The following is a 19,002-nucleotide window of genomic DNA, read 5'->3' on the forward strand; positions in this document are numbered from 1 at the left end:
GCCCAGGGGATTATCCTCTGGGCTTTATTGTGGCTATTTTTCGAAATGTATCCAGTCGATGTCTAAGAAGGCGGCATCGTTCTTCTTGGCTGTGCGGGTATTGAAGAAACCTAGCTTGGCTCCAATCCATTTGCCTTCGCGCATAGTGAATGGATTGCCAATCTTGGTAAACTTCTTACCATCCAGACTGTAGCTCCATTCGGCAATGCCTTGAATCTGGTTAGCGATTCCCTCGCTGTGAACCTTTACACGGAGCCATACATCCAGAGTAGCGATGCGGGATGAAGGTATATCATCTATCGCATACTTCACGGTGTAAGGTTTAGGCAGCTTGCTGGTCTTGATGGCTACCTGCTTTACCACCTTCTCTTCCTTTCCTTTGTCAGCTTTTTCACAAGACACATATTGCAATACAACACCTTCTTCCTTGGTGTCTACAAACTTGAGGGCTGCATAATCCATTCCCTGCATAATCATACCTGCGCTTTCGCCCAACACCTTATCTTTCTCCTTGTAAGCCTCGGTGCGGTTAGGAATGAACTTTACCTTGGCTGTGGCTGTAAAGTTCTCGGTAGGAACCTTCTGGAGCAGGAGATTAGGAAGGTCGTAAAGATTTTTGGCGTCTTCAATCTGCTCAACACCATATAGACGCAACTTTGATTTCTTGGCATCGCAGAAATACCAGTAGTGGCTGTAAGGACCGTTCCACTGCCATTGCAGACCGAGGTCTATGCTGTTGAAATCATCCGATTCCTTAGGCTGGAAGTTTCCGCTTGATGGCAAGTTGGGCTTCTTCCATTGCTGAACTGGATCTCCGCATCCGTCACCGTCCTTGTCGTCTCCGATAACCAGCCAGTCGTTTACCCATTTGGCAGGCTGCAGATGAACCACACGACCATAGGCATGCTTATCCTGGAAGTGGAGGAACCAGTCTTCACCGTTCTGTGTATCTACCCAAGCACCTTGGTGAGGGCCGTTCACCTTCTTGTTCTTTCCCTGAGCCATACCAACATACTCCTCGTAAGGACCGTATGGATTCTTGGAACGCAGTTCTACCTGCCAGCCATACTTCACTCCGCCCGCAGGGCTCATGATGTAATAATAGCCGTTGCGCTTGTAGAATTTGGTGCCCTCAATGGTAGGTTGGTCTTCATGGCCGTCATATACGATGCGTGAAGGACCGATAACCTTGGTGCCGTCTGGTGACATTGGAGCTACGAATAACACCGACTTGATACCGGCTCTGGAACCGGCGCATCCATGTGAAAGATAAGCCTTGCCGTCTTCATCCCAGAGAGGGCAGCAGTCGATAAGACCTTTTCCCTTCATCACCCAGGTGATAGGCTCCCAAGGACCGCGTGGATCTTGTGTCTTGGTCATGAAGAGTCCCTGGTCTGGATCACCGCAGTAGATATAGAACCATCCGTCATGGTAGCGGATGGATGGTGCCCATACGTAGTTACCATGCTGAACCTTCTTGCGCCAATCCAAGTCTGTGCCCTGATACTCTGGCAATACAGGATAGTCGTCGAGCAGTGCCGCACCGATAATCTCCCAGTTTACCAGGTCGGTGCTGTGCAGAATCTGCAAGCCAGGGAAACACTGGAAAGAAGAGGAAGTCATATAGTAGTCATTGCCCACACGGCATACGTCAGGGTCTGAGTAGTCGGCGTCAATTACCGGGTTGCGATACATTCCGTTCTTCAGGTTCGGATTCCATGTCTTGGATACTGCTTTCTGGGCATTCACGCTCAGTGCAGAGAGCGGAGAACTCAATGCGATGGTGGCGAGAATGCACAGGAGTGAATGATATTTTATTTTCATTGTTACCGATGTTTAAATGAATTATTTAGCTACGTATTTCTTGTTGTTGTAGATATAGATACCTTTTTTGAGACCTTGCAGGTCTTCTGTCTTGGCATTGAGCTTTACCATGCGACCGCTGAGGTCGTAAATGTTGTTATTGTTTACCTTGGCGGTTAAAACAACATTGTTGATACCGGAACTAGTTACCTTTACACCTTTCAGAGTGATAACCCAAGCGGCTTGTGCATCTTGTGGTGTGAAGGTAAGAGCGCCTGTAGCTGGAGTGTCTAGAGTAATATCAAACATTGTGCTCGTATCCGTTTGGGTTGTACGGCTAGGGAACACATATTTATCGCTGGCAAAGGTTGTTCCGTTCAGTTCGCCGAGATAGCAGGTCTTGTTGTTTTCATTGGCATATCCTGCAAATGTAGCCGATGTAATGGTAATATTCTCGGGCAGGTTGATGGTAAACTGTACGCCCTTGCTGTACTTGATGGTATTGTTTTTAGCTGTAGCGTAACCTTTGCTGCTCTCTATGCTGCAACCGTTATTGAACGTCCATGGTGATGGATCTGCGGTTGAAGAAGTGCTGGTTGATGCATCCAGAATATAGCTTATTTCTGTTGTCTCACCTGGGTTTGGAGTGGGATTTGGATTTGTACCTGTCCCTGTAGCATCACACTGGTCGTCTACTGTAGAATCGAACTGGCGAATCCAGAGTTTGCCAGACTGGCATGTAATTTTAGAGTTGTTCTTGAATACGAGATTATCTACGAAACGGATATCGATACCTGTCTTTGCCGAAATCTGCACATTGTCGAGTGTTACATTCTTGATATGACTCTCAGGACGGCCAATCAGGAAGATGGCTTTGCCATCGCAAACATCTGTTGTCTTCACGTTCTGAAGCAGGATACCATTGTATGTTGGGGATGTGCTATCCAAAACTCTTGCATTTGCCTTATCTACGGCAGGATCGCTGTTGTAGTTCTTGTCGTAGTAGCAGTCGATTGAGAATGGGTTCTTCACCTTGGTCATGGTGAAGTTGGTGAACTTCCAGTCCTCCTCGCCACCGCCACGAAGCGTACCGTCACTGTTGATACCCGTTTTCATGCGGATACCGGCAGTTGTACCATTCATGGTGATGTTGTCGAACCATACATGCTTGATGTTCTTGGTGTAGCTACCGATAGAAGCACCATGTCCTGTACCGAACTTGCAGTTCCAGACATGGATGTACTGTGCATCATTGTCGCAAACCACGTTATCATCACCTGTACTGATGTTGCAGTTATAGATGTTCATGTGATGACCCCAGATGGAGATACCGTCTGTGTTATGAGAAGGCTGCTCTGTCTTGGTTTCAGAAGAAGGGTTATAGATGGTTACATCATGTATGGTGCCATTGTTTGCACCATTGCTGTTACTCAAGGTGATGTTGACACCCGGAGTATTCTGAACCTTGAGATTGCGAATCAGGAATCGGCTGCCTTTCTCGAAGCGGATCATGGCTCCGGGATTGAATGTCTCCTTATTGTCGCGAGCCTTCCACCAGCGGGTTCCCTGTCCATCAATGATGGAAGTCTCATTTTCACCCTCTATGACAATGTCGCTTTGGTTTCTGTTCTTGCAACCGATAAAGATCGTTTTGTTGTTAGGCGCCTTGCCATATTCCACGAGCTTCAAGGTGGCTCCAGCGCAAAGGTGGAGTACAGTCTTTGACTTGATGCTGAGCACCTCAGTAGTGCTTGTCATCTGGTCTTTACTTCCAAACATCCAGGTACCCGCAGGTATTACGACCATACCGCCAGTTGAAGGAACTGCATCAAGAGCTTTCTGGATAGCCTTGGTATTATCTGCAGCAGATGTAGAGGCGCCATAATCCTTGATGTTAAACGTATTTGCCGAAGTGATAGCAGGCAACTGAGGCAAGTTGACTGCAGTCCAACCCACAGGGGTGTTCTGTGCGTTCTGCTCAGCAGTGATGCCGGCAAAAGTTTGTGCCTTAGCAAAGAAAGGCACAGCCATGAGTGCTGCGAGCACGATGGTTTTGATCATTTTTCTATTCATATTTTTTAGGCTTAATTTCTTTTTGGCAAAGTTACTACTTTTCTTTCAATAACTTATACTATCTGTGTATAAAAAACACGAAAACGATTACGCAATTCATCAGCCTTATCTTTATGAATCATGATTGGAAACAAAAAAGTGCAATACCCGCACCGGGCATTGCACTTTAATATAATTGATAGTAGGATTACTTCCACTTAGAAGCACCTGCTTCACTGTCAAGACTTGCGTTGAACTTGAATTCACCATTTGCTGGAGCAGTCCAAAGTTCAGTCTCAGACCCCTTGAAGTCGATAAGACCTTCAATACCATATGTAACAGCGTCTGCACCTATTGGTGTGTAAGCAAAGTTAGTCTTGTATGAACCTGCAACAGAAAGCACTGTGCTTGCACCATTCAGAAGAACACTTCCCTTAGCGCCTGGTGTGTAAAGCTGAAGTTTTGCTCCTGCACTTCCGTCTGTAGCCATAGAAGGACCAAAGATGCTGTTGGTGATGTTCAAGTTTGCTGCATTTGTAGCAAAACGGAACAATGGTGTGTTAGCATTTGCTGTAGTCTCCATTGGAGCATAGCAGAATGTACAGTTGTTTACATTTACAGTAGGAGCCTGGGCAGTCTTACGTAAGTCGCAAAGCATAATAATGTTTGTAATAGTACAATCATCGAATGTTACGTTGCGGAAATCTCCACCCTTATCTGCGATAGTTACAACACCCTGATCACCGACACCATCAATTGTACAACCCTTGAAGGTAACGTTCAGGAAGTTGTCGTTGTTCTTCTGACCTCTTACTACACCACGGAAACCGCGGATGTAGCAATCGTTGAAGATGAGTTCACTGATGGTAGAACCAGTACCGCTGACATTGATAACCTGACGGCCACCGAAGCCCTTATCTTTACCAGCGAGGAATGCATCCTTATCAGCTTGCTTATCGCTAATCATATCGATGCTTTCGAACTTCACCTTATCGATATTAACACCCTTCTTGACGTTCATACCACCAGAGAAGGTGAACTGAGCGTTGCCACCCAATGTCATACCGGTAATGAAGGTGATATTGCGGTCGAGACTGATAGAGTTGTTGATCTTGTATTCCTGTTCACCACGGAGGATGATAGTCATACCGTCCTTAACCATATTCCAGAATTCTGCAGTCTTCAATGTATCCTTAGCTTCCTTAGCATCCCAGTTGCGGGTATCCAACCACATGCCTTCTCCATACTTCTCGTCGAAGTTGACGCTAGCCTTGGTTGTAGCTGTTGTTTTACCTGCATAGGTAGTATTATTGAAGTCAGAAGAACTGTCGTATGTCTTGAATGTGTATGATGTTTCTGGCTGCAAGCCATAAACATCTACATATCCCTGAGCATATTCGGCATCGCTAACTTTAACAGAGATTGTATCATGGTTTTCTGCTTCTTCAGCAGGGCAAGCCATTACATACTTGATTTTCTGGCCACCTTCAGCCCAGGATACACGAGCAGCGTTATCAATAGCCTTGGCACCAGAAACCTTTGTTGGGTAGTTGATGCTCTGAGCCTTTACCTCATAATACTCAGATTCCTTGTTGTTGCCAATACACTTGATTCTTACACCATACTTCTCGTCCCATCCTAAGTCATCGAAAGTATAGGTATCATCCTCTGTTGTGGCTTTCTTGATTACTTTCAGGTGATTTGTGCCATCCTCATCTGTAGATGTCACAAGACCCAATTCCAACTCATAACTGGTGGCACCTTGAATCTTATCCCATTCTACCTTCAAGGTATTTGAGTTGACAGTTGCGCTTGCAATTGGACGGAACAAACGAGGTGCATCGCCCAAGTTGTCATCGTCGCTACAGCTTACCATTGTGGTACTAACTGTAGCAGCGAAAAGCATAGACAATATATATTTATTGTATTTCATAATTACTTACTTTTATTTGTTATGGACTACATAACCCGATTTACTTGTTGCGAATAGCATAACCTTCGTTAGACAATACACCGTTTGAAGAAGCAATGTTGTCCTTAGGGATAGGCAAGATATATGGAGTTACCTTTTTGCGGAGAGGCTCCATGTCTTCTGCACCTGTTGTCACAACTCCGTCTGTCAAACCAAACCATGAGTATAAGAAAGCCTCATTCATGACACCCTTCTTGATTGTGTTGCCATCTGCGTCGGTTCCATACTTTGTGTTTGTTGTTGGATCAGTATCACTGACAGACATGTATGTATCCAAGAACTTGATATATTTCAAACCATCGAAAGAAGCTCCCGCGGTCTTGATGTCATCATCTGCAAGTGTTGTTGCCTCTTTGTATGGGCTTGCACTATTATCACGATAAGTGAAATAGTTGTTCTCGAACTGAATCTCGCCATTTACATAGTTGTAGTAGAGGCGTGGTGCGATGCCCATATCAACAATTTCTTTAGTCTTGTCGTAGACGAATTCACCACCCTCCAGACGGAGCTGGTTATAGTTCATAGTTACGTCACGAACCCACTCCAGAGTATTAACGATGGCATCTGAGTAGTAGTTCCAACGAACGAGGTCGAACTTGCGGATGCACTCGCCACCAAACTCCCAAGCACGTTCGTTGATGATAGCTTTCTTGAAAGAGTCGTGATCGTTGAGATTATCAACATATTCATTCACCATCTCGTTCTTGTTGGTTGCATTTGCAAAGGCACGGTTACGAACTCGCTTCAACATCTCCTTTGCTTCAGCAGTAGGACCATTGTTGATTTCGTTATCAGCTTCAGCGAGGAGTAACAATACGTCAGCATATCGCAGGATAGGGAAGTTGATACCAGTACCCTTAGATTCAACGTTGTTGACACTCAAATCCATGCGGCACCATTTAGCTGGCTGGATGTTGACGCCATCCACTGCTGCCTGCTTGTTGTCGTACAACCAACGGTAGTTAGCACATGTAGCCTTCAGACGCTGGTCTTGTGCATTGAATGAGCATGCATAGCTTGGAGTCAGGTTGGTATAAGTAGTACCAGCACCCTTAGAACTTGAAACTACGCTCAAGCCAAGACACCAACCGATGTCACCACCTGAGTTTGGAACATAACCCATCTCGAACAATACATCACCATTAGCTGGGTTGCAGCCGTTGATTTCATTATCAAAAATCTGCTTGAAGTTGTTGTTGAGCTGACGGTCCTTCAAGGAAATCAACTTCTTGGCATAAGCCTTAGCAACCTTGTAGTAATCGTCTGCAGAAGTAGCTGTAGCCTCGTTACCATTCTCATCTACATAATGTACAGTATATTCATCGCCTGTACCTGTGCTGCGGGCCATTGTACCATTAGCCTGCATAGAGTAACCTGCACGGAACATAGCCAACTTGGTAATGAAACCGAGAGCGAACTCACGGTTCATACGCTCTACTGTAGCTTTGCTGCTCCACTGCATCTCACCCTCATTGTTGATGAGGTCCTGAATCAAGTGAGTATAGATGATGTTCTTGTCTGTACGTGGATCATTATGCATATCGTCCTTAGATGTAGGAGTTGTAGCAAATGGCACGTCACCCCAGAAGTTACACATCAGGAAATACCAGTATGCACGAAGACAGATAGCCTCACCATGAAGCTGCTTCATGTCAGCATCTCCGTTCTTGTAAGCATCGCTTGCCTCAATACCTTCGATACACTGGTTGGCGAAATCAATGGCTTTCTGGGTGTTGTTCCAGCAGTTCTTGATATCACCGAAGTATGATGGGTTCAGTGCCCAGATACCACGACGGGTAGTCTCAGAAGCTTGAGCCTTCTTGACGAAACCGATCTCTACGTCGGTATTCTGCATCCAGTTGGTGCTCATACGTGATGTATAAGTATCCTCGCAGAAGTAGGCATATACATGGTCTACCATCTTGCGGGCATCAGTTGCGTTTGAACACAGGTAGTTCAAATTGTCTGTAGACAAAGTCTCTGTGTCCAATAAGTCACTACAAGAGTTAAAACTTGCTCCTGCAATGAACATTGATATATATAGAAATATACGTTTCATAATTTGTATCTTGTTTTCTATTAGAATGAAATGTTTACACCTGCTGTCCAAGAGAATGACTTAGGATATGATGAGAAGTCGGCACCTGGAGTCAAACCGCTGGTCTTGCTGCCACGGATTGATGAGTTAACCTCTGGGTCATAACCTGAGTAGTTGGTCAAGCAGAACAAGTTTGTCAATGTGCAGTACATGCGCAGTGAGTTGCAAGCGAACTTCTTGGTCCACTCCTTAGGGAATGTGAAACCTACTGTCAAGTTCTGCAAACGAAGAAATGAACCATCCTCAACAGCCCATGATGAAGGTACAGGGTTGTTATCTGACAAAGTTGCTGCGCTCCAAATAGAAGCATTTGCATTCATATTCTTCAATGTCTCGTAATCTGTTACGATTTCACCTGTAGCCTGATCCATGTAAGTCCATGCCTTACCGCCCAAAGTTACAGGAGTCATTTCCTGACGGAGACTTGCGTATGTATTACGGTATGACTGTGATGTAACCATCTTGTCGAGGTTGTAAACGTCATTACCTACTACGAAGTTGAAGTTGGCAGTCAGGTCAAACCACTTGTATGTGGCGTTGAGGCCGAAACCACCCTGGAACTTAGGCTGGGTTTTACCGATGATGGTGCGGTCTGACTCTGAAATCTTCTTGTCACCATCAAGGTCTCTTACCTTCATTGCACCTGGACGGAGACCTGCCTTAGAACCTGCAGTAATGAATGAACCATCTACTACATCTTCCTTCAGGATATAGTTACCGCTCTTGTCAAATACGAACTGAGTCTTGCCGTTCTCATCGGTTGTGGTCTGGAAGTCATCAACAGTGTAGAAACCGTCGCAAACGAAACCATATACCAATCCGAGAGGCTGACCTACAACAACTCGGTAGTCGTCGTAACCGCGCATGTCGGTAGAGAAGGCACCAGAGTTGTAAGACTGGTAAGTCTGACCACCAGCCAACTTGTCAACCTTGTTCTTATTGAAACCAACGTTGAAGTTGAAGTTCAAAGAGTAATCCTTCTTGCGGAGGATAGCTGCATTCAAGTTCAACTCAACACCACGGTTAGATGTCTGACCGATGTTCTGCTGCATAGAAGTATAGCCGATTGCTGTTACAGGAGCATCGAGGAGCAGGTCCTTTGTGGTGTTCCAGTAGTAATCCAAGCTACCTGAGATACGCTCATCGAAGAAACCAAAGTCCAAACCAACGTTACGTGTAATGGTGGTTTCCCACTTCAATTCTGGGTTAGCCAACTGAGAATTGTTCAATGTATAGTGAGGGTTCTGCTGGTTACCTGCACCATAATATTTTCCACTACCATAAGCCTTGTAAGTTGTCTCATACATGGAAGAGCTGATACGGTTGTTACCTGCTGTACCGTAAGAGAAACGGAGTTTCAGGTTAGACAACCAGTCCTTTGTATTTATCATCCAAGGCTCCTCTGCGATACGCCAACCCAATGCGGCAGCAGGGAAGTAGCCCCAACGGTTGTCCTTCACGAACTTAGAAGAACCATCGGCACGCATAGTGAATGTCAGCAAATAGCGGTCTGCATAAGAGTAGTTCAAACGACCGAAGAAAGAAAGAGTACGATCTTCCTGACCCAATGAAGAGTTGATGGTACGGGAACCTGTTGCACCTGAGTTTGATGCAAGACTTGCAAACATCTTCTCTGGAGCAATATCCTTCTGGAAGTATTTAGCGATAACGCTGAGGCTCTCATTGTTTGTTGCTACATACTCCTGGCCAATCATGGCGTTCAGATTGTGTACCTTGTTAAATGTCTTGTTGTAAGTCAAGGTATGGGTCAGACGGAGCTTCCAGGTATCTTTCTTGGTCCATTCACCCATAGGAAGGCTACCGCCATCCTTTACAGCCTTGTCACTCAAAGCAGCATAATAATCTTTCTGCTGGAAGAAGGTGTAGTCGTAACCAGCCTCTGCACGATATGTAAAGTTCTTGAGGAACTTCCATGTAATGGCACCATTATAGTTGTAACGGCGTTCATTCTTTCTTCTCCAGTAGTCATTTACCTTATCCTGCAAACTGCGGGTAATAGAGATGTACTCATCATACTCATCGTCTGGAAGAGTTGAAGGATCGATGTCAAGCTGATCGTAGAGACCATTAACAGGACCCTTGGTAATAGCCTCATAAGAACGGATCTTATAAGTACCACCACCTGTACCAACACCCTTGGTTGTAACATCAGCCAGACGCATACCGAAGTCGAGCTTCAAGTTCTTGCAAATCTCATGATTCAACTTGAAGTTTACATTGAAACGGTCGTAACCGTTGGTCTTCATCAAACTGTTGTCGTTGGTGTAAGTACCGCTGAGGTTGAACTTAGTCTTTTCAGAACCACCGCTAACACTTACGTTGTGAGACTGTGAGAGATCGTGATTGCCGAACATCTCGTTCTGCCAGTCATGCCCCTGCTGATACTGATACAAGTCGAGGTCTCCGAAAGAACCGAAACGCTTTTCGAAGCTACTGATATCAGATGTACCGCGGAGAGCAGCACGTTCATAGTTGTACATAACGTACTGATAAGGAGTCATGGTGTCAAGAGTCTTGGCGATGCTCTTGCCCTGAACGTAGCCATTGTAAGAAACAACTGTCTTACCAGACTTAGCGCCCTTGGTAGTAACTAGGATTACACCATTTGCACCCTGAGAACCATAGATAGCTGTTGAAGCAGCATCCTTCAATACGGTAATGTCCTCAATGTCAGAAGGAGCAATGTCACCGATGCTGGATACTGGGAATCCGTCTATGATGTAGAGAGGAGAGTTGTCGCCAGTGATAGAACCACCACCACGCACCTTGATGATCATTTCTGCATCAGGTGAACCGTCGGTAGTTGTAATCTGCACACCAGGCAACTTACCTGTCAAAGCTTCTGCTGCATTTGTAACAGGAACCTTGGTCAGGTCTTCACCCTTTACAGTAGCAACGGCACCTGTCAGATCCTTCTTTTTAACTGTACCGTAACCGATGACAACGACATCGTTGAGGGAGTTAGCTTCGTCCTCGAGCTTTACTGAAATGGTTGTTTTACCTGCAACATTAATTTCCTTTGCTTTCATACCGATGTATGAAATCTTCAGTTTCTTACTGCTGCCTTTCAAGTTTACTGTGAAGTTACCGTCAATGTCGGTCACGCCACCATTGCCAGCTACACCTACCTCCATGACAGATGCGCCTATGATTGGCTCGCCCGTATTGTCAGTAACAACTCCTTTTACCGTTTGCGCAGAGACGCTTGTTACCATGAACATGAGCGCACCTGCAAGCGCAATCTTCTTTCTGTTATAATTACCAGACATACACTTATAGGTTAGATTATACTATTATAAAAATTTGTTTTCTTACTCTCGATTTATACGTTTAAGTAGACAAAAAGCCCTGTGCAAAAATTACGCATTTATAGCGCTATTTTATGCACAGTCTGTTTTTCCGCCTGCAAATATAGGTAAAAAAAATGAATTACGTTCAAGATTCACGTGAAAATAATACGTAAACGTTTGCTTAAAGATTGTTTTTAACATACCTTCCCCTAAAGGTAACTGCTCAGAACCCCTATGTGCATAACTTCATTAACTTCTGAAAGAGGCTCTTTCCACTTATTGCCTAACTATGGCACAATATTGCCCTCTACTGGGGCAACTTTTTGCCATTGCCGGGCACAAAATAATGCGTCGGGAGAAAAATTTCGGTAGGCCTTCCATCGCCATTCGGAATATGCTTTTCGGCTGCTGGAAGCGTGGTTTTGCACGTGAAAAACCTTATTCTCAATTTTACCCTTCACCTTTCACCTTTTCGCCGGTAACCCCGATAAACACTGGGGGCATGAGAGGTGAAGGGTGTTTTTGAATGTAGCTTTCTATCCACCGCTCCCTGAATTATCTATCCAGTCTTCTCAACTCTGGATGCTAGAAAACTTTTATGTCTCACAATACGGGGTTAGCCGAAGGCTTACACTGAGTTGTTACGAAACGGAAAAGAGAGTGTGCCATAAATTCTTGACGCACTATCTTGTTGTTGATATATTACTGAAATATTATTGGAAAAGACAGTATAAGTTTTTGAGTTAATCAGCTTCTTCGGCCGCACAACAGCTGTTGTGCGCTTGCATATCAGCTGATATGCGCTTGCACAACAGGTGATGTGCATGTGGTAGTCAACTGTTGTGCGCTAACTGTTTTCTAGACTTATGAATCGCCCGTGTTCAGTATTCGTTTACTGTAACACGGGCGTTATTTTTTTTCGTTCTTCCTTTCGGACAATATACAAAGCTTTTATTTGTTCAATCCCTGCTGTTCCATTTCCAGGCTAGCCCAGATGAAAGGACCAACGCCCTTGGCATCGTTGTCGCGGATAGGCTCGCTCATGTAGTAGTTGAAGCTGCCATCGCGCTTGAAGTTTGGCTTCTTGACGTACGGACCAGGACCAGGGCCGAGACCACTTACTGAACAGCACTTGGTAAGACTGATGGTCTTGTCTGGGTTCACCTTGATGAACTGGTTCAGGATTCCGTTGTAAGCCTTTACACCGGCATCACGGTATTTCTCTGAGAGGTATCCCTTGCGGTAACCCTTGAGCAATACATAGGCAAACATGCTTGAAGCTGTACTCTCCAGATAGTTGCGAGGATCCTTGACGTCCATCACGTCATACCATACGCCTGTAGCCTTATCCTGGTATTTCACTACGCTAGCCATCGCCTTGTTCAAGAGCTTGATAACCTCATCGCGGCGAGCGTAATTCTCAGGCATTGCATCGAGACATTCGGTCATTGCCATAACATACCATCCCAAGGCTCTAGCCCAGGTATGCTGGCTCTTACCGTTCTCCTTGTCTGCCCAGAACTGCTCGTGAGTCTCATCCCAGGCATGCTTCCAGAGCTGGGTCTTCTCGTCGTAGGTGCGGAGGTCGGTCTTGATCATCTGGTCTACCGCATCGTTCAGATACTTCTCTGCCTTCTTGGGCTTCATGGTCTGTACGGCATAGTTGCAGTAGAAAGGCAAGCCCATGAAGATACCGTCGAGCCAAACCTGGTTGGCGTAGATAGCCTTGTGCCAGTAAACGCCTTCCTTGGTCCGAGGCTGGTTGACAAGCTGTTTGAAGAGAGTCTTCAAAGCTTTCTCAGTGCCCTTGGTAGGAGCAATGTTGTGCATACGGAGGATAAACTTGGCTGTTCGAACATTGTCGAGGTTGAAATCCTCATACTTGTAGCCGGTAATATTACCCTTTTCATCAATCATGGTCTTAGGATATTCCTTCAGATATTCGAGGATAGACTCATTGCCTTCCTTGTATGCTTCGTAAGTATCGAGCATACCTTCCATTTCGATGCCCATTACATAACTCCACTTTGGTTTCTTGCTGAAATCAAGGAGATAAGAATGAGGAACGCGCTTCATCTCGCTGTGGGTAAGCCACTCTGAATAGTTCTTGTATGGCTGCTCTCCTGCGTTGAGAACAAGAGAACCGTTGATGTAGAGGTTGTCGAACTTCACGTTGCGGGTCTTGCCTGTAATCTTGACTGGCTGCTTCTGTACACCGTCGAACTTACAGTTCTTGATGTTGATGTCGTAAACATTCTCTATAGCGTCACGGCCAATGATGAGAACACCATAGTTGCTCTTCTGGCAGGTAACGTCTTCTACATTCACATTGCGAACGGTTGGTTCGAAACCACGGTAGCAAACTTCCTTAGACTCGTAATCGAGGTTGATTTTTACTACAGCTTCGCCACACTGACCTACCTTGATACGGCGCATGTTGATGTTCTGAATCAGTCCGCCACGGCAATTATTGGTCTTGATGCGGAGGATACGGTCCAGATGCGGAGAGTCCATCTCGCAGTCTTCAGCGTAGACATTCTCGCATCCGCCGGAAATCTCAGAGCCGATAACCACACCTCCGTGACCATCTTCCATCTTGCAGTTGCGGATGATGATGTTCTTGGAAGGCTGGTTCCAGAGACGACCGTCATTGTTGCGACCGCTCTTGATGGCGATGCAGTCATCACCAGTATGGAAGATACAGTTCTGGATGAGAACATTCTCGCATGCCTCAGGGTCGCAGCCGTCACCGTTAGGACCTTCGTTCCAGATGTAAACCCCATCTACGGTAATGTTCTTGCAGAGGAGAGGGTGGATAACCCAGAAAGGAGAGTTGATCATCTTGACATCCTTGATGAGGATGCGCTCGCTTCGAACGAAGTTGATGAGCTGAGGACGGAGCCCCTGACCCATACCGAACTTTCTTTCATCAAAGGCCACGCCGTCTTCAGCCTGCTTCAGCAGTTTGGAGCGTGAACCCAACTTCTGGCTTTCGGTGGTTACTCCAGCCTTGAATCCGAAGCGTGGATTTCCGTTCCACTGCCACCATGTGTCGTTGTTGCCGCCACCATCGATGGTACCTTTACCTGTAATGGCGATGTCTTTAGCCTGGTAAGCATAGATGCATGGAGAGTAGTTCCAGCAAGCCAAGCCTTCCCAAGAAGTGCGAACCAATGGATAGAGCTTTGGCTCGAAGGCAAAGCGGAGTGTAGCACCCTCTTTGATAACGAGATTGACTCCCGATTTCAATTCGATGGCTCCAGTGTTCCATGTTCCAGCAGGAATCACCACCTTGCCGCCTTTCTTGGATGCAAGTGAGATGGCACGGTTGATTGCCTTCTGGTTCTGTGCAGCAGAAGCCGTTGTCTTAGCGCCATACGATGTAATGGCGTAAACTTTTTCACTCAATTTTGGCTGTTGGATGCTCTGCTCAATACGCTTGTATTCTTCATCGTCCCATCCAGCTGCATAGGAACAGACAGGAACGAGTAAAGCCACCAACAAAGATTTCAGTAATTTGATCATTGTTTGCTTTTAGATTAAATTAATACTGTGTAAAGTAGTTTATATCACCTTGCAAAGATACATAATTTATTTATATAAACGAGTGTTCTGTATGTTAAAAAAGTGTTTTTTATGAAAAATAACCGGTTTTTCTTTGTTAAATAAAAATTAATTGCTACCTTTGTAGCGATAATTAACATTTATAATACAATAAATAAGGAGATAGCCTATAGATTGGACATTTACTTAATACAAAATAATTAAGAAAATGAGAATACTCGAAGAAATGACAGATGAGGAGTTGGCTTTGGCTTATGTCGAAGGCAACAACAAGGCTTTTGACCTTTTGCTTTCACGCAATGAGGTGAAGCTTTTCTCATATATTATGTTTGTGGTACATGATGAGCAATTGGCAAACGATATCTTTCAGGAAACATTTGTCAAGGCCATCGTCAAGTTGCAGAACCGTTTGTATTCCACAAGCGGTAAGTTCAGCTCTTGGCTCATGCGTATCGCTCATAATGTAATCATTGACGGCTATCGTGAACAGGGTCATTTCCGTATGATAGATCAGGGTGAGAACAACGACTTGTCCAGCCTTCGCGGTGATTCTATCCTTGATAGTTTTGCTGAGCGCGAAATGATTAGAAACCAGGTGTTGGATGATGTTCAGAAACTCATGATGTATCTGCCTGCCAATCAGCGTGAAGTGGTCTATATGCGATATTATCAGCAAATGTCTTTCAAGGAAATTGCCGAAACAACCAATGTCAGTATCAATACCAGTCTGGGCAGAATGCGCTATGCGCTCCTTAACCTGCGTCGTATGGCTAAGGAGCACCATATCTGCTTGCAGCTGGATTAGTCGTCCAGCTGTTTCAGTTCTTTCATTTCATGGATGATGGAGCATGGGTCTGTACTCTTGAATACATAACTTCCGCTCACCAGAACGTTGACTCCGGCTTTTACGAGTCGTGGAGCCGTTTCTGCTTGTACGCCACCGTCTACCTCTATGAGGGCATGGCTTCCGCATTCCTTGATCAGCTTGCGGAGGCGCTGAACCTTCTTGATGGTGTTTTCGATAAACTTCTGTCCTCCGAAGCCCGGGTTCACACTCATCAGAAGTACCATGTCTACATCACAGATGATATCTTCCAATACGCTTACGGGTGTGGAAGGATTCAGTGTGACACCCGCTTTCATTCCTGCAGCATGAATCTGCTGGATGGTACGGTGCAGGTGGGTGCAAGCCTCATAGTGAACGTTCATCATCATTGCGCCCGTCTTGGCAGTCTGTTCGATATACTGTTCCGGGTGAACAATCATGAAGTGAACATCCAGTGGTTTGGTGCAGACTTTGGCTACAGCTTCAAGGACAGGGAATCCGAAGGAAATGTTTGGTACGAAGACACCGTCCATAATGTCCATATGGAGCCAGTCTGCTTCACTCTTGTTGATCATTTCTACATCGCTCTTCAAGTCAATGAAATTGGCAGAGAGGATTGAAGGTGATATTATTGTTTTCATCTTTATTGAGATTGATGTTTTATGACCCTTGGGTCGTTTGAATTCTAGTTGACATAATACGCCTGCTGGGATTCATCTTTATCGAATGCCCGATAGGTGTATGCCAGCTTCTTGATGAAATAGATAGTCTTGGCAGACGGTCTCTTTTTTTCCGAAGTAAATAAATGCTTCATAGGCGTATTATTAAATGATTATTCTATTCTTAATTAATAACGATGTGCGTTTGGCTTTATTATATTTCCATGCATTTTTTTTCTCTATTTTTTTCTTTTGCCTGCCTATTCGGTGCATTTTCTTCTATATATAATAAGGTATATGAAAACTTTTTATGTTGAAATGTGTATGAAAACTAACTTTTTTCTGTTAAATACCTAAATTTTCTGATAAATAATTTGTTATTTAAAAGAAAAAGTGTACTTTTGCAAACGAATAGTTATAGTGACTATGATAATAAAGTAAAAAAAATAAAATACAATACAATTATGATGAATTCATTCGTATCTTCAGCATGGTGGTGGCGTAACTCAAGATTTAAAAAGTCGTGAGTCGCGAACCCGTGTATGGATATGAATCCTAAGATACTAAGGGCCTGCCGTAACTTACGACAGGTCCTTTTTCTATATTCTAAAGTACTGTATCGTATTTTTCAGATAGTGAGTATTAATATAAAATAGATAAACAGATAGGAGATAATGATTATGGAAATGAAGAATATCTTGAACAGAATGTTGAATCATGAAGAGTTGACTCGTGAGGAAACCAAGGATATTATCATCGGTATTACAAAGAGCGAGTTTCCTGAGGAACAGATTACCGCTTTGCTTACTGGTTTGCAGATGCGTGGCGTTACGGTGGATGAGTTGCTCGGCTTCCGTGATGGTATTTTGGCTACTGGTGTACCTGCCGTCCTGGATTGCGACCGCTATATTGATGTTGTAGGTACAGGTGGCGACCGAAAGAATACTTTCAATATCTCAACCACTTCCTGCTTTGTGATTGCCGGTGCCGGTTATAAGGTGGCTAAGCATGGCAACTATGCAGCAACTTCCGTGAGTGGAGCTTCTAACGTGATCAAGAATCACGGTGTGCAGTTTACTGACGATATGGACAAGTTGAACCGCAGCATCAATGAGGCGGGTATTGTTTATCTCCATGCTCAGCTTTTTGCCAAGGCAATGAAGTTTGTGGGTCCTATCCGCAAGTCTTTGCAGTTCCCTACGGTGTTCAATCTCCTGGGTCCTTTGGTTAATCCTAGTCAGCCTAAATGTCAGCTCCTGGGTGTTGCCAATCTGGATCAGATGCGCCTTTACAATCAGGTTTTTCAGAAGATAGGTATTGATTTCGGAATCGTGAACAGCATTGACGGTTATGATGAGATTTCATTGACCAGCGATTTCAAGGTAACCACCAATAACTATGAAAAGATTTTCAAGCCACAGGATCTCGGTTTTGATTTGGCTAAACCGGAAGAGGTAAGAGGTGGAGCTACTGAGGAAGAAGCTAAGGATATCTTCGATGCAGTACTAGAAAACCGTGCGCTTCCTGCTCAGAAGAACATCGTTCTGGCTAATGCTGCCTTTGGAATCCAGGTGATGGAGAAGGGACTGAAGAGCATCGAGGAATGCGTGGAGATAGCTAGAGAAAGCATCGACTCCGGTAAGGCGCTAGCTACATTCAAGAAGTTCGTGGAGCTGAATAGAGACTAAAAACTGGGGGAAAATCCGGTGGAATCGGATTCAACGGTGGCCCAGAGGGCGACTTGATTCCTGTTTCTGTTTTTCAGGGAGGATAGGTAATCATAAAGTTCAAAGTTCAAGGTTAAAAGTTCAAAGTTGAAAAAATGGCTGATATATTAGAAGAGATAGTGGCACATAAGAGGATTGAGATAGAGCAGCGCAAGCGCTTTATCCAGCCTCGCCAGATGATAACCCTCACCGAGCAGAAGATGCAGGAGAATGGGGGAAAGGTGATGGGAGGAAGTATGAAGGAGGCGCTGGTGAATTCTGAGACAGGAATCATCGCCGAGTTCAAGCGCAAATCGCCAAGTAAGGGGTGGATCAAGGAGGAAGGCAAGCCTAGCATCATTCCTTTGAGCTACCAGAAGAATGGAGCTTCTGCCCTGAGTATCCTTACCGATATCGATTACTTCGGTGGTTATGATGAGTATATCCAGGAGGCGCGCCATGTGGGTGTTTCTATACCTATATTATATAAGAACTTCGTCATCGAGGAATATCAGCTCTTGCAGGCTAGATATTGCGGTGCTTCTGCTGTATTACTCATTGCGGCTTGCCTCAGTAAGGAAGAATGCAAGCGGCTGATGAACATGGCTCACCAGCTGGGGATGGAGGTGCTGCTGGAGATGCATAACGAGCGAGACTTCGAGTATGCGGAGCTGGAGCCGGATATGTATGGAATCAACAACCGCAACCTGGGTACCTTCGTTACGGATGTTGAGAATAGCTTCCGCTTGGCAGAGAAACTTCCGAAGAATGTATGCAGGGTGAGTGAGAGTGGAATCTCCAATCCGCTGACCGTTCGCCGATTAAGAGAAGAAGGCGGTTTCCGTGGCTTCCTGATGGGTGAACAGTTCATGAAGCAGGCTGACCCGGGAATTGCGCTTGCTGAATTCATTTCTAAATTATAGGATTTACGCAAGTTTTGCTCCCTACGCCCTGAACCAACGGTCACCGGCCGAAGGGAAAGGTAAAGGGCAGAAGCTCCTAGCTCAGGGC

11 protein-coding genes are annotated in these 19,002 nt (G+C 45.0%); 3 read left to right on the forward strand and 8 right to left on the reverse strand.

The genetic code is table 11. From position 1 onward, the window contains the following. Positions 1–33: 33 nt before the first annotated feature. The 6 genes from ACTQ16_RS11230 to ACTQ16_RS11255 all read right to left on the reverse strand — a co-directional run bounded on the left by ACTQ16_RS11230 (position 34) and on the right by ACTQ16_RS11255 (position 14,761). Positions 34–1,824 carry a glycoside hydrolase family 43 protein gene (locus tag ACTQ16_RS11230; RefSeq protein WP_441937460.1) on the reverse strand — a complete coding sequence of 597 codons (1,791 nt, stop codon included), beginning with the start codon at positions 1,822–1,824 and terminating at the stop codon, positions 34–36. A gap of 21 nt (positions 1,825–1,845) precedes the next feature. Continuing rightward, the gene (locus tag ACTQ16_RS11235) at positions 1,846–3,876 is read right to left on the reverse strand and encodes a glycoside hydrolase family 28 protein (protein ID WP_441937462.1); all 2,031 of its coding nucleotides are present in this window, start codon (positions 3,874–3,876) and stop codon (positions 1,846–1,848) included. A 187-nt stretch (positions 3,877–4,063) separates the two neighbouring features. Next, positions 4,064–5,788, reverse strand: a complete 1,725-nt coding sequence (locus tag ACTQ16_RS11240; protein WP_441937464.1) for a hypothetical protein — start codon at positions 5,786–5,788, stop codon at positions 4,064–4,066. Positions 5,789–5,828: 40 nt separating this feature from the next. Next, on the reverse strand, positions 5,829–7,802 hold the full coding sequence (locus ACTQ16_RS11245; RefSeq protein WP_294969968.1) for a RagB/SusD family nutrient uptake outer membrane protein: 1,974 nt from the start codon (positions 7,800–7,802) through the stop codon (positions 5,829–5,831). Positions 7,803–7,906: 104 nt separating this feature from the next. Then, complete coding sequence (locus tag ACTQ16_RS11250; protein ID WP_294969965.1) at positions 7,907–11,215, reverse strand: SusC/RagA family TonB-linked outer membrane protein; 3,309 nt, start codon at positions 11,213–11,215, stop codon at positions 7,907–7,909. 972 nt (positions 11,216–12,187) lie between these two features. After that, a complete protein-coding gene (locus tag ACTQ16_RS11255; protein ID WP_441937466.1) occupies positions 12,188–14,761 on the reverse strand; it encodes a glycoside hydrolase family 88 protein in 2,574 nt (857 codons plus the stop codon). 247 nt (positions 14,762–15,008) lie between these two features. Between ACTQ16_RS11255 and ACTQ16_RS11260 the strand changes: the two genes are divergently transcribed. Next, entirely contained in the window at positions 15,009–15,605 is a 597-nt protein-coding gene (locus tag ACTQ16_RS11260; protein WP_294969958.1) for a sigma-70 family RNA polymerase sigma factor, read from the forward strand. On the opposite strand, the gene rpe is transcribed toward ACTQ16_RS11260, so the two are convergent. After that, a complete protein-coding gene (gene rpe / locus ACTQ16_RS11265; RefSeq protein WP_441937468.1) occupies positions 15,602–16,267 on the reverse strand; it encodes a ribulose-phosphate 3-epimerase in 666 nt (221 codons plus the stop codon). The two genes, ACTQ16_RS11260 and rpe, sit on opposite strands and share 4 nt — an antisense overlap. 44 nt (positions 16,268–16,311) lie before the next feature. Beyond that, the gene (locus ACTQ16_RS11270; RefSeq protein ID WP_256620870.1) at positions 16,312–16,440 is read right to left on the reverse strand and encodes a hypothetical protein; all 129 of its coding nucleotides are present in this window, start codon (positions 16,438–16,440) and stop codon (positions 16,312–16,314) included. Positions 16,441–16,965: 525 nt separating this feature from the next. Between ACTQ16_RS11270 and trpD the strand changes: the two genes are divergently transcribed. Together trpD and trpC are read left to right on the forward strand one after the other, a co-directional pair. Next, the gene (gene trpD / locus ACTQ16_RS11275; RefSeq protein ID WP_294969951.1) at positions 16,966–17,973 is read left to right on the forward strand and encodes an anthranilate phosphoribosyltransferase; all 1,008 of its coding nucleotides are present in this window, start codon (positions 16,966–16,968) and stop codon (positions 17,971–17,973) included. Between the two features lie 134 nt (positions 17,974–18,107). Continuing rightward, positions 18,108–18,914, forward strand: a complete 807-nt coding sequence (gene trpC / locus ACTQ16_RS11280; protein WP_218415677.1) for an indole-3-glycerol phosphate synthase TrpC — start codon at positions 18,108–18,110, stop codon at positions 18,912–18,914. Positions 18,915–19,002: the final 88 nt, after the last annotated feature.

Source organism: Prevotella sp. LCP21S3_D2 (genome assembly GCF_052118345.1).
GTDB lineage: Bacteria > Bacteroidota > Bacteroidia > Bacteroidales > Bacteroidaceae > Prevotella.